This window comes from Micrococcus sp. 093350064-1 (assembly GCF_053627955.1).
Window position 1 is genome coordinate 136,092 of record NZ_JBSEYU010000004.1, and the last position, 12,825, is coordinate 148,916.

Sequence of the window (12,825 nt, forward strand, 5' to 3'; positions counted from 1 at the left end):
CCCTCGACGACGGGCACGCACCCGGCCAGGGTGCGGTGCCCGTCGTCGTGTCCGGTGTCACGGCTAGAGTGCCGTGCGAGACCGTCCACCCCCACGTCCAGGAGGATCCGCCGTGACCGCCACCGCCGAGCCCGAAGTCCCGTCGCCGCGCGAGGACCTGTACCGCCACGTCAACGCCGGGTGGCTGGACACCCACGAGATCCCCGCGGACCAGGGCGCCTACGGCGCGTTCCTCGAGCTGCGGGACGCGGCCGAGCTCGCCGTCCGGCACCTGTGCGAGGACGCCGTGCGCGAGGTCGGCACGGGCTTCGACCCCGCCCAGGCGCGCGTGCAGGCCACGGCCGCGGCCGGCGCGCACCGGGACGTCCCGCTCGCCCCGCTGGACGAGGAGGACGCGGAGGGCACGGAGCATCCGGAGCTCAAGCGCCGGATCGCCGCGCTGTACGCCTCGTTCATGGACGACGAGACCGTGGAGGCCCGCGGCCTCGAGCCGATCGCCTCGGACCTGGCGGCGGTGGCCACCGTGTCCACCCCCGCGGAGCTGCTCGCCCTGTCCGGGCGACTGCAGCGCCAGGGCGTCTCCGGCCTCATCAACACCGGCGCCCTCAACGACGCCGGGAACCCGGACCGCATGCTCCTGCACCTGCTCCAGGGCGGCCTGGGCCTGCCGGACGAGTCCTACTACCGGGACGAGGCCTACGCCGAGATCCTCGAGCAGTACACCGAGCACACCGGCCGTCTGCTGGCGCTGGCCGGGATCGGCGCGGACCGGGACGAGGCCGCCGCGCTGGGCGTCCGGGTGGTGGAGCTGGAGAAGCGCATCGCCGCCCTGCACTGGGACCTGGTCCGCAGCCGGGACGCCGTGGCCCGCTACAACCCCATGACCCACGACCGGCTGACGGAGCTCTTCCCCCTGGCCGACGCGTGGCTCGAGGGCGTGGACGCCGCCGGCGAGCGCGCCGCGGAGGTCGTGGTGTGGCAGCCGGACTTCCTCTCCGGTGTGCAGGGGCTGCTCGAGGGACCCGAGGCCGCCGACCTCGAGGACTGGCGTCACTGGCTGATCCTGCAGGTGCTGCGCTCCTTCGCCGGCTTCCTGCCGGACGCGTTCGTGCAGGAGAACTTCTCCTTCTACGGCCGCCGCCTGGCCGGCACCGAGGAGGTCCGCCCCCGCTGGAAGCGCGCGGTCGCGTTCGTCAACGGGGCGGCCGGCGAGGACGTGGCGCAGCTCTACGTGGCCCGCCATTTCCCGCAGGGCCACGTGGCCGCGATGGACGAGCTCGTGGGCCTGCTCCAGGAGGCCTATCGCCGGTCCATCGAGGAGCTCGAGTGGATGGGCGAGGAGACCCGTCAGCGGGCGCTCGAGAAGCTGGCGATGTTCCGCCCCATGGTGGGCTACCCCTCGAAGTGGCTGGACTACTCCGCCCTCGAGGTCCACGCCGGCGACCTGCTGGGCAACGCCCGCTCCTCCTCGGAGCTCGAGTGGGAGCGGGACCTGCGCAAGATCGCGGACGGGCCGGACCCGGAGGAGTGGCACATCACGCCGCAGACGGTGAACGCGTACTACTCCCCGCTCGAGAACGCGATCGTCTTCCCGGCCGCCATTTTGCAGCCCCCGTTCTTCGACCCCGAGGCCTCGATGGCCGCGAACCTGGGGGCGATCGGCGCCGTGATCGGCCACGAGATCGGCCACGGCTTCGACGACCAGGGCTCGCGGTACGACGGCGCCGGTCGGCTCGAGGACTGGTGGACCGAGGAGGACCGCGCGGCGTTCACCGAGCGCACCTCCCGGCTGGTGGCCCAGTACAACGCGCTCTCCCCGGCCGAGGCCCCGGACCACCGCGTCAACGGCGAGTTCACCCTGGGGGAGAACATCGGCGACCTCGGCGGCCTGGGCATCGCCCACCGCGCCTTGGAGATCTGGCGGGACGAGGGCGACGGCGCCTCCCTCGACGCCGCGGCGGGGGACCGCGAGTTCTTCACCGCCTGGGCCACCGTGTGGCGTCAGCTCACGCGACCGGAGGCCATGGTCACCCGCATCGCCTCGGACCCGCACTCGCCCAACGAGTTCCGCTGCAACCAGGTGGTCAAGAACATCGACGCCTTCCACGAGGCGTTCGGCACGCGCGAGGGGGATCCCATGTGGCTGGCCCCGGAGGAGCGCGTCACCATCTGGTGATCCCGCCCGCCGGCCGGGCCCGCGGGTCCGGCCGGCGGCTCACTCGGACTCGGCGGGGCCCTGCATCCGGGTCTGACGCTCGGCGGCCAGCCGGTCCAGCAGGCGCGTCAGCGTCCGGATGTCCTCGCGGTCCCAGCGCGCCAGGTCGTCGCGCAGCCCGCGACCCGCCGGGCCGCCGCGCACCGCGTCGAGGCGGGCGAGCCCCTCGGGGCTGGCGCTCAGGAGGGCGGAGCGGCGGTCCCGCGGGTCCGGCTCTCGGGTGATCAGCCCGGCGGCCTCGAGGTCGCGGACCATGCGGGAGACCTGGGCGCGGTCCACCAGCAGGCCCTCGGCCACGGCCGAGGGCGTCATGGTCCCCTCGTTGGCCAGCATCATGAACGCCTTCATCGCCCCGACGGACAGGGCCGGGCTGAGGGCCGCCGCGTAGCGGACCATCACCTGGCGGTGCTGCAGGACCAGACGCGAGAACGCCTGCTCGAGCCCCTGGACGGCGGCCTCGAAGCCCGCGTCGTCGCCGCCTCTGCCCGGGTCCGGGGCGCCGTCAGCCACGGCGGGCCCGGACCAGCGCGGTGACGACGGCCGCCAGCAGGGCCGTCCCCGCCACGGCCAGCGCCGCGGGGACGACGGGCCGGCCGGCCACCGGCGACGCCGTCGCCGGGCGCTCGGCCGCCACCGCCCGGGACTCCTCCGGGTCCTCGGCGGGATGCTGCCCCTGCGCCGCGGTCACCACGGGGATCGGACCGGTCGCGGGCAGCGTCTGCATGGCCTCGGCCGTGGAGTGGGTGGCCAGGTCGGCGCGGGTGGCGTGGAGGCGCTCGGAGGTGGTCATGCGACCCAGCGGGATGTTCGGCAGGAACAGGATCGCGATCAGCGCGACGATTGCGAGGGGCACGGCCACGAGGAAGGCGAGGGCGATGCCCTGCGCGTAGACGTCCTCGAAGATCACCCGCAGCGAGTCGGGCATCTCGGCGACGCGGGGCAGCGCCCCCGAGCCCAGGCGCTGGGCCCACTCGGCGCCGTCGGGACCCAGGCCCTGGAGCGTGGCCGCGATGTCCGCGCGGCGCTCCTCGACCCGGTGGGAGACCACGTTCGCCACGACGGCGCCCATCGCCGTGACGCCGACGCTGCCGCCGAGCGTGCGGAAGAAGGTGACGCCCGAGCTGGCCACGCCCATCTGCCGCGGGTCGGTGGTGTTCTGCACGACCAGCACGAGGTTCTGCATGGTCATGCCGACGCCGGCGCCGAGCAGCAGCATGTACAGGGAGACGAGCGCGAACGGGGTGTCGTAGTGCAGCGACCCCAGCAGGCCCGTGCCCGCGATGAGCAGGACCGCGCCGAACACGACCCAGCCCTTCCACTCGCCCGTGCGGGTGATGATCCGCCCGACCCAGGTGGAGGAGACCAGCAGGCCGATGATCATGGGGATGGTCATGAGGCCGGCCTCGGTGGGCGTGGCGCCGCGGGCCAGCTGCATGTACTGCGCCAGGTAGACGGACGAGCCGAACATGGCCAGGCCCGTGGCGATCGAGGCCACGGTGGCGAGGGTGAACGTGCGGTCGCGGAACAGCGTCAGCGGGATCAGCGGCTCGGCCACCCGCAGCTCCACGACGATGAACAGCACCGTCGCCACGAGGACGCCGCCGAGCATCCACGCCGTCGTCGTGCTGGCCCACTCGAACTGGGTGCCGCCGTTGGTGACCCAGATCAGCAGCAGCGAGGTGGCCGCGGCGAGCAGCGCCGTGCCCACCACGTCCACGCGGACCCGGCCGCGCTCGCGGGGCGGCAGGTGCAGCGTGCGCTGGACCATCACGAGGGCCGCGACGGCGAACGGCAGGGACACGAAGAAGTTCCACCGCCAGCCCCACAGGTCGGTGATCACGCCGCCGGCCAGGGGGCCTCCCACGGTGGCCACGGCCATGACGGCGCCGAACAGGCCCATGTACCGGCCGCGCTCGCGGGGGCTGATGATGTCCGCCATGATCACCTGGCTGAGGGCCACCAGGCCGCCGCCGCCCAGCCCCTGGACCGTGCGGCACGCGATCAGGAAGTCCGGGTCGTGGGTGAAGCCGGCCGCCGCGGTGGCGAGGGTGAAGATCACGATGGCCACCTGGAACAGCAGCTTGCGGTTCATGAGGTCGGCCAGCTTGCCCCACACGGGCGTCGAGATGGCGGTGGCGAGCAGGGAGGCGGTGACCACCCACGTGTAGGACGACTGGTCGCCGCCGACGTCGCTGATGATCACCGGCAGGGACGTCGAGACCACCGTGTTGGCGATCATCGAGACGAACATGCCCAGCAGGAGGCCGGTCAGGGCCTGGAGCACGGAGCGGTGGCGCGCGGCGTCGGCGGCGGCGCGCTCGAGCGAGGGGGCGCTGGCCGGAGCGACGGCCTCGGGGGCGGGGGAGGTCGGGGTCATGGGGTCCTTCGGCGGGAGGGGCGGCGCGATGATTGACATGAGTCAATGATTGACGAGAGTCAATCATAAGGGGCGTCGGCCCGGGCCGCACCCGCCCTCCGCGGTTAGCCTGGTCACGCCGGACGACGCCCCGTCCTCCCCGCCCCGATCCGAGAGTGAGGCCCCGCCGTGACCCCCCGTTTCCTGCTCATGACCCGCCTCCCCGAGCCCGGGCTCGGGATGCTGCGCGCGGCCGGAGAGGTGGTGGACGGCGCCGACGTCGGAGGGGACGCCGCGCTCGCGCGGCTGGTGGCCTCGGGGGACTACGACGTCGTCGTCTCGGCCCTGGACCAGAAGTTCACCGCCGGCGTGCTCGCCGACGCGCGGATCAGGGGCATCGCCAACTACGCGGTCGGCTACAACAACGTGGACGTGGCCGCCGCGACGCGGCGGGGGATCGCCGTCGGCAACACCCCGGACGTGCTCACGGACGCCACCGCGGACATCGCGATGCTCCTGATCCTCGGTGTGACCCGCCGCGCCCACGAGGGTGAGCGGATGGTGCGCGAGGGGCGCTTCCACGGCTGGGCGCCGGACCTGCTCGTGGGCCGGGACGTGCGCGGCGCGACCCTGGGCCTGGCCGGTTTCGGGCGGATCGGCAAAGCGGTGGCCGAGCGCGCGCTCGCCTTCGGCATGGACGTCGTGTTCGCGCCGCGGCCGCCCGCGCACCGGGAGGTCGCGGCCGAGGAGCTCGGCGACCTCGCTGGGCGCGTCCGTCAGGTCCGCTGGGAGGAGCTCGTCGAGGTCGCGGACGTCCTGTCCCTCCACGTGCCCCTGACGGACGACACCCACCACCTCGTGGATGCAGACGTGATCGCGAAGATGAAGGACGACGCCGTCCTCGTCAACACGGCCCGCGGCCCCGTGGTGGACGAGGCGGCCCTCGTCACCGCCCTGCGCGAGGGGCGGCTCTTCGGCGCCGGTCTGGACGTCTACGAGGACGAGCCCGCCCTCGCCCCGGGCCTGGCCGAGCTGGAGAACGTGATGCTCCTGCCGCATCTGGGCTCCGCCACCCGGGACACCCGCGCCGCGATGGCCGAGCTGGCCGCGCGCAACGCGATCGCCATGGCCACGGGCGCGGAGGTCCCGGCCCTCGTCAACCCCGAGGTGCGCGGCTGACCGGCGGGGCGCCGTCGGTAGACTCGGGAACCGTGACCACCGAGAACTCCGCCTCCGCCGCCGTCGACCACCACGATCAGCAGGCCGTCCGCGCCGCCAAGCGTGAGCAGCTGCTCGCCTCGGGCCGCGAGGCCTACCCCGTGCAGGTGCCGCGCACCCACGCGCTGGCCGAGGTGCGTGAGCGGTTCGACGGCCACGAGCCCGACTGGACCTCGGGCGAGACCGTGTCGGTGACCGGGCGCGTCGTCTTCCTCCGCAACACCGGCAAGCTCTGCTTCGCCACCCTGCAGGAGTCCGGTGCGGACGGGGAGGCCGTCCGCCTCCAGGTCATGGTGTCCCTGGCCGCCGTCGGTGAGGAGTCCCTGGCCGAGTGGAAGAAGGTCGTGGACCTGGGCGACTTCCTCTCCGTCACCGGCGAGGTGATCGTCTCGCGCCGCGGCGAGCTGTCCATCATGGCCTCGGCGTGGGAGATGGCCTCCAAGGCGCTGCGCCCCCTGCCCGTGCTGCACGCGGACCTGAACGAGGAGACCCGCGTCCGCCAGCGCTACGCGGACCTGATCGTGCGCGAGGAGGCCCGCCGCATGGTCTACACCCGGGCCAAGGTCACCTCGGCGGTGCGGCGCACCCTCGAGGGCCACGGCTACGTGGAGGTGGAGACCCCGATGCTCCAGCTGGTCCACGGCGGCGCCCTCGCACGTCCCTTCGAGACGCACCTCAACGCGTTCGACCAGCCGATGACCCTGCGCATCGCCACCGAGCTGTACCTCAAGCGCGCCGTCGTCGGCGGCATCGACCGCGTGTTCGAGATCGGCCGCGTGTTCCGCAACGAGGGCGTGGACTCGACCCACTCGCCCGAGTTCACCACCCTCGAGTCCTATGAGGCGTGGGCGGACATGCACGTCATGGCCGAGCGCATGCAGGAGATCATCCTCAACGCCGCGGACGCGGTGGGCGCCGGGCGTCGGCTCGAGACCGCGAAGGGCGTCATCGACCTCGACGGCGAGTGGGCCTGGGTCGCCGTGTACCCGGGGCTGTCCGAGGCCGTGGGCCGCGAGATCACCCCGGACACGGACGCCGAGACGCTGCGGGCGATCGCCGCGGAGCACGAGGTCAAGGTGGACCCCGCGTGGGACGCGGAGAAGCTCGTGATCGAGCTGTTCGGTGAGATCGTGGAGCCCACCCTGATGAACCCCACGTTCGTGTACGACTACCCGCCGGCCGCCCAGCCGCTCGCGCGCCCGCACCGCTCGGAGGACCGGGTCATCGAGGCGTGGGACCTGATCATCGGCGGCATGGAGCGCGGCACCGCGTTCTCCGAGCTGATCGACCCCGTCATCCAGCGCGAGCGCCTGACCGCCCAGTCGGCGATGGCGGCCGCCGGCGACGACGAGGCCATGCAGCTGGACGAGGACTTCCTGCGCGCCCTCGAGTACGGCGCCCCGCCCATGGGCGGCATCGGCCTGGGCATCGACCGCCTGGTGATGCTGTTCACGGACGCCGGCATCCGCGAGACCATCCTCTTCCCGCTGCTCAAGCCGGAGGCCTGACATGGCCGACTTCTGGGACTACTTCTCCGTCCTCGCCCCCTCGATCGGCCTCGGGCTCATCTTCTGGCTGGTGATGCGCTCCCTGCTGCGTTCGGACACGGGTGAGCGCGAGAGTCAGGCCCGCCGGCTCTCGGGCGCGGACGCGCGGGCGGCCCGTGAGGAGGCCGAGGCCCGTGAGTGGGCGGCCCGACGCCGAGCCGAGGGCCGGCCGGAGGCCGATCCGGAGGACCACGCCCGCTGAGATTCCTTCCCCGGCGTTGAAGAATCCTTCTGCCCGGCTTTGTTGCGGTATTCTTGAATCACCACAAGTGCACGGCCGGAATCGTGAGCACGCGGGAAAGAAGCCCGAGAGCGAAGACCGGAACCCAGGGACACGCGCACGAGAGAAGAAAGTGGGAATCACCGTTGGCACAGAAGGTAGAAGTGGTCCTCGTGGATGATCTTGACGGTTCGCCTGCAGATGAGACCGTGAACTTCGCATTGGACGGTCGCAATTACGAGATCGACCTGTCGAAGGAGCACGCCGCGGAACTCCGTGAGTTCCTGAAGCCCTACATGAAGAAGGGCCGCGCCGTGGCGCCGCCGTCGCCCAAGGTCGAGGCCGCCCAGATCCGCAAGTGGGCGGCCGAGAACGGCTACGAGGTCTCGAGCCGGGGCCGTCTGCACCGCGACGTGGTGGAGGCCTACCGCAACGCGAAGCGCAAGTGAGCGCCCCGCCCGGGTGCGTCGAGGAATCGGCGTCCCCGGGGCTCGTTCCGGCCCCTCCCGACGACGGCCGGGCCGCTTCTCCCGCTGGCGAACAGCCGCGCGGCATGCGGTCCGGGTGCGTAGTGTCGACCACGACCGTACGCAAGGAGTGTGCCCATGTTCGAGAGATTCACCGACCGCGCCCGGCGGGTGGTCGTGCTCGCCCAGGAAGAGGCGCGCATGCTCAACCACAGCTACATCGGTACCGAGCACATCCTGCTCGGTCTGATCCACGAGGGTGAGGGCGTCGCAGCCAAGGCACTGGAGTCCATGGACATCTCCCTGGGCGCCGTGCGAGAGAAGGTGCAGGAGGACATCGGCCAGGGCCAGCAGAACCCGCCCGGCCACATCCCCTTCACGCCGCGCGCCAAGAAGGTGCTCGAGCTGTCCCTGCGCGAGGCGCTGCAGCTCGGCCACAACTACATCGGCACCGAGCACATCCTGCTCGGCCTGATCCGCGAGGGCGAGGGCGTGGCCGCCCAGGTGCTCGTGCAGCTCGGCGCGGACCTGAACCGCGTCCGTCAGACGGTCATCCAGCTGCTCTCCGGCTACCAGGGCGGTGCCCAGGGCGGCAAGGAGACCGCCGGCGCCGGGGTGGGCCAGGGCGGCGAGGCCGGCCAGAACGCCGGCTCCGTGGTGCTGGACCAGTTCGGACGCAACCTCACCGCGGCCGCGCACGACGGCAAGCTGGATCCCGTCATCGGGCGTGCGGGTGAGATGGAGCGCGTCATGCAGGTGCTCTCCCGCCGCACCAAGAACAACCCCGTGCTCATCGGCGAGCCCGGCGTCGGCAAGACCGCCGTCGTCGAGGGCCTGGCCCAGGCGATCGACCGCGGCGACGTCCCGGAGACGCTCAGGGACAAGCAGCTCTACTCGCTGGACCTCGGGTCCCTCGTGGCCGGCTCCCGCTACCGCGGCGACTTCGAGGAGCGCCTGAAGAAGGTGCTCAAGGAGATCCGCACGCGCGGGGACATCATCCTGTTCATCGACGAGATCCACACCCTCGTCGGGGCGGGTGCGGCCGAGGGCGCGATCGACGCCGCCAGCATCCTCAAGCCGATGCTGGCCCGCGGTGAGCTGCAGACCATCGGCGCCACCACGCTGGACGAGTACCGCAAGCACATCGAGAAGGACGCCGCGCTCGAGCGCCGCTTCCAGCCGATCCAGGTCGCCGAGCCGTCCGTCGAGGACGCCACGGAGATCCTGCGCGGCCTGCGGGACCGCTACGAGGCGCACCACAAGGTCTCCATCACGGACGGCGCGCTCAAGGCCGCCGCCGGCCTGGCGGACCGCTACGTCTCCGACCGGCACCTGCCGGACAAGGCCATCGACCTGATCGACGAGGCCGGCGCGCGTCTGCGCATCCGTCGCATGACCGTGCCGCCGGAGATCAAGGCCTACGAGTCCCGGATCGCGGAGGTGCGCACCCAGAAGGAGGCCGCCATCGACGGCCAGGACTTCGAGGGCGCCGCCCGCCTGCGGGACCAGGAGCAGCAGCTCGGGGACGAGCGCCGCGAGAAGGAGCAGGCGTGGCGCACCGGCGCGGACGCCGACGTCGCCACGGTGGACGAGGACCTCATCGCCGAGGTGCTCTCCAAGTCCACCGGCATCCCGGTGTTCAAGCTCACCGAGGAGGAGACGGACCGCCTGCGCAACATGGAGGACGAGCTCCACCGCCGCGTGATCGGCCAGGACGAGGCCATCAAGTCCCTGTCCCGCGCCATCCGCCGCACCCGCGCGGGCCTGAAGGACCCGAACCGCCCCTCGGGGTCGTTCATCTTCGCCGGCCCCACCGGCGTCGGCAAGACGGAGCTGGCCAAGTCCCTCGCGGAGTTCCTCTTCGGGGACGAGGACGCGCTCATCACGCTCGACATGTCCGAGTTCCAGGAGAAGCACACCGTCTCGCGTCTGTTCGGCGCCCCTCCCGGCTACGTGGGCTACGAGGAGGGCGGCCAGCTCACCGAGAAGGTCCGCCGCCGTCCGTTCTCCGTGGTGCTGTTCGACGAGGTGGAGAAGGCCCATCAGGACCTCTTCAACTCCCTGCTGCAGATCCTCGAGGACGGTCGCCTGACCGACTCGCAGGGCCGCGTGGTGGACTTCAAGAACACCGTGATCATCATGACCACGAACCTCGGCACCCGGGACATCTCCAAGGGCGTCATGACCGGCTTCCAGTCGGCCACGGACACCACCACCGGGTACGAGCGGATGAAGGGCAAGGTCAAGGAGGAGCTGCGTCAGCACTTCCGCCCCGAGTTCCTCAACCGTGTGGACGACGTGATCGTGTTCCCGCAGCTGCAGAAGCACGAGATCGTGGAGATCGTGGACCTGTTCGTCTCCCGCCTCGGCAAGCGCCTGGCGGAGCAGGACCTGTCCATCGAGCTCACCCAGTCCGCCAAGGACCTGCTCGCGGACCGCGGCTACGATCCGGCCATGGGCGCCCGCCCGCTGCGCCGCACCATCCAGCAGATGGTGGAGGACCAGCTCTCGGAGAAGATCCTCTTCGGCGAGATCCCGGCCGGCTCCCTCATCACCGTGGACGCCACGGGCGAGGGGGAGGGCGCCGAGCTGACGTTCGCGTTCTCCGGCGGCCGGGAGGCCCTGGAGGGCGCGGAGCTGGCCGAGCTCGAGTCCGGTGCCGGCGATCCGGTGGACGCCGACCGCTCCGTGTGACCTGCGGGGCCTGACCCACGACGCCGGACCGCGTGTCCGGTGCCCACGGCCCGTCGCCCCTCCCCTCGGGGAGGGCGCGGCGGGCCGTCGTCGTGCCCCCGCGGGGACGCCGAGGCCGAGGTCCGCGACACCGCCGCTGGCATTAAGGACGGCCTCTCCACGGACCGCTGAACCGGCCCGCCTCCCCGCAGGCACGAGAGGGGTTCCCTCGCGGCGGGATCGGTGCCACTGTGGTCTGTGACCGCTCGACGGTGGTCCTGTCTCCGCCTCGACCCGGCGCTCGCCGGGACGGCTGCGGAGCAGCCCCGAGAAGAAGGAGGCCGCCCATGGGTATCGGTGACCTGAACAACCTCGCAAACCAGCACTCGGACAAGATCGACGAGGCCGTGGACAACGCTCAGGAGAAGCACGGCGACAAGCTCGGCGAGCACGGCGACACCGTGAACAAGGGTGTCGACGGCGCGCAGGAGAAGTTCCTGTCCGGGGACGAGGGCGAGCAGCAGGCCTGAGCCTGCCGTCGACGCCGCGGGAACCCCCGCCCGGTCCGCCGGGACGGGGGCTCCCGTCTGTCCGGGGTCGGGATGTCCGTGCCTAGACTGGACCCCATGCCTGCCGACCGCCCCCTCACCCTCCGCTCGGCGCGGACCCAGGACGTCCCGGTCATCCAGGCGCTCGTGGAGCCGCTGGCGCGGGAGCGCGTGCTGCTCCAGAAGGAGGCTGTGGCCTACTACGAGGCCATCCAGGAGTTCGTGGTCGCCGAGGAGGCGGACGGGACCCTGGCCGGCTTCGGCGCCCTCCACGTGATGTGGCAGGACATCGCCGAGGTCCGCACCCTCGCCGTCTCGCAGGCCCACCGGGGGGCCGGCGTCGGGCACCTGGTCATCGAGGAGCTGCTGGACCGTGCGCGGGCCGTGGGCGTCGAGCGGGTCTTCTGCCTGACCTTCGAGGTCGAGTTCTTCCGCCGGCACGGTTTCGAGGTGATGGCGGACCAGTCCGTCGTGGACCCGGAGGTCTACGCGGAACTGCTGCGCTCCACGGACGAGGGTGTCGCCGAGTTCCTGGACCTCGCCCGGGTCAAGCCGAACACGCTCGGCAACACGCGGATGATCCGCCGCCTCTGATCCGCCGCACCGCGGGCCGCCCCGTGCCCCGGCGAGGTCAGTCCGGGAAGGTGAGGCCGCCGTCGTCGTCCCGGGCCAGCAGCCCGTCCGACACGAGCCCGGCGACGCACCGCGCCCACTGCGCGTCGTCGGGGCGGTGCGACCCGAGCCGCCCCCCGGCCACGACGACGGCGGGCACCTCCGCCTCGGCCACGCGCCCGTGCTCGCGGACGGCGGCCATCACGGCCCCGCGCACCTGACGGTCCGTGCCGGCCCAGGCCTGGCCGCGCGGCACCTCCACCGGCGGCGGGGAGCCCGCTGCGACCCACGCGCACGTCTCCGCCAGGGGGCAGCGCTCGCAGGCGGGGGAGCGGGCGGTGCAGACGAGGGCCCCGAGCTCCATGACGGCCGCGTTCCACGCGTTGGCGCGGGTGGGGTCCTCGGGCATGAGGGCCTGGGCGCGGCGCATCTCGGCGCGGGTCAGCGACCTGCCGGGCAGGGCCTCACCCGCGACCGCGCGCGCGATCACCCGGCGCACGTTGGTGTCCACGACGGTCTCGGGGATGCCGAACGCGAAGCTCGCGACCGCCGCGGCCGTGTACTCGCCGATGCCGGGCAGGGCGCGCAGGTCGGCGGGGTCGGCCGGCACCCGGCCGTCGTGGCGCTCGACGACGGCCCGGGCGGCCTCCTGGAGGCGCAGGGCCCGGCGCGGGTAGCCGAGCCGGTCCCAGGCCGTGAGCACGTCTGCGGTGGGGGCGGCGGCCAGGTCCGCGGGGGTGGGCCAGCGCTCCAGCCACTCCCGCCAGCGGGGCAGCACCCTCACGACCGGTGTCTGCTGGAGCATGATCTCCGAGACGAGCACGCCCCACGGGGAGCAGTCCGGGCTGCGCCAGGGAAGGTCCCGGGCGTGGACGGCGAACCAGCCCAGCACCGCGTCGTGCAGGCGCGGCACGTCCACCGTGGGCGGGACGAGGGGGGCGGGCGCGGGCATGGCGTCCACTGTAGGGT

Annotated in this window: 11 protein-coding genes; 8 read left to right on the forward strand and 3 right to left on the reverse strand. The window is 72.5% G+C overall.

Going from position 1 to position 12,825, the window contains the following annotated elements:
- The first annotated feature begins 112 nt into the window (after positions 1–112).
- Positions 113–2,176: a M13 family metallopeptidase gene (locus ACUW6W_RS06050; protein ID WP_095347114.1), complete on the forward strand. Its 2,064-nt coding sequence runs from the start codon at positions 113–115 to the stop codon at positions 2,174–2,176.
- 39 nt (positions 2,177–2,215) lie between these two features.
- Here the strand turns inward: ACUW6W_RS06050 and ACUW6W_RS06055 are convergent, their stop codons facing one another.
- Positions 2,216–2,725 (reverse strand): MarR family winged helix-turn-helix transcriptional regulator, encoded by a 510-nt coding sequence (locus tag ACUW6W_RS06055; protein WP_363736334.1) that lies wholly within the window; start codon positions 2,723–2,725, stop codon positions 2,216–2,218.
- Positions 2,718–4,592 carry an MDR family MFS transporter gene (locus ACUW6W_RS06060; protein WP_454179954.1) on the reverse strand — a complete coding sequence of 625 codons (1,875 nt, stop codon included), beginning with the start codon at positions 4,590–4,592 and terminating at the stop codon, positions 2,718–2,720. The genes ACUW6W_RS06055 and ACUW6W_RS06060 overlap by 8 nt, the downstream gene beginning before the upstream one ends.
- A 168-nt stretch (positions 4,593–4,760) precedes the next feature.
- On the opposite strand from ACUW6W_RS06060, the gene ACUW6W_RS06065 reads away from it, so the two are divergent.
- The 7 genes from ACUW6W_RS06065 (at position 4,761) to ACUW6W_RS06095 (ending at position 11,838) form a co-directional block, all read left to right on the forward strand.
- A complete protein-coding gene (locus tag ACUW6W_RS06065; RefSeq protein ID WP_192593927.1) occupies positions 4,761–5,750 on the forward strand; it encodes a 2-hydroxyacid dehydrogenase in 990 nt (329 codons plus the stop codon).
- A 32-nt stretch (positions 5,751–5,782) separates the two neighbouring features.
- Complete coding sequence (gene lysS, locus ACUW6W_RS06070; RefSeq protein ID WP_144819851.1) at positions 5,783–7,297, forward strand: lysine--tRNA ligase; 1,515 nt, start codon at positions 5,783–5,785, stop codon at positions 7,295–7,297.
- A gap of 1 nt (position 7,298) precedes the next feature.
- A complete protein-coding gene (locus ACUW6W_RS06075) occupies positions 7,299–7,538 on the forward strand; it encodes a hypothetical protein (protein WP_454179956.1) in 240 nt (79 codons plus the stop codon).
- Between the two features lie 164 nt (positions 7,539–7,702).
- Entirely contained in the window at positions 7,703–8,005 is a 303-nt protein-coding gene (locus ACUW6W_RS06080; RefSeq protein WP_036314827.1) for a histone-like nucleoid-structuring protein Lsr2, read from the forward strand.
- A gap of 156 nt (positions 8,006–8,161) precedes the next feature.
- Positions 8,162–10,717, forward strand: coding sequence for an ATP-dependent Clp protease ATP-binding subunit (locus tag ACUW6W_RS06085; RefSeq protein ID WP_454179958.1), 2,556 nt, complete (start codon positions 8,162–8,164; stop codon positions 10,715–10,717).
- A gap of 326 nt (positions 10,718–11,043) precedes the next feature.
- The gene (locus tag ACUW6W_RS06090; protein WP_061867596.1) at positions 11,044–11,226 is read left to right on the forward strand and encodes an Rv0909 family putative TA system antitoxin; all 183 of its coding nucleotides are present in this window, start codon (positions 11,044–11,046) and stop codon (positions 11,224–11,226) included.
- Between the two features lie 96 nt (positions 11,227–11,322).
- Entirely contained in the window at positions 11,323–11,838 is a 516-nt protein-coding gene (locus ACUW6W_RS06095) for an amino-acid N-acetyltransferase (RefSeq protein ID WP_454179960.1), read from the forward strand.
- 37 nt (positions 11,839–11,875) lie between these two features.
- Here the strand turns inward: ACUW6W_RS06095 and ACUW6W_RS06100 are convergent, their stop codons facing one another.
- On the reverse strand, positions 11,876–12,808 hold the full coding sequence (locus tag ACUW6W_RS06100) for an A/G-specific adenine glycosylase (protein ID WP_454179961.1): 933 nt from the start codon (positions 12,806–12,808) through the stop codon (positions 11,876–11,878).
- Positions 12,809–12,825: the final 17 nt, after the last annotated feature.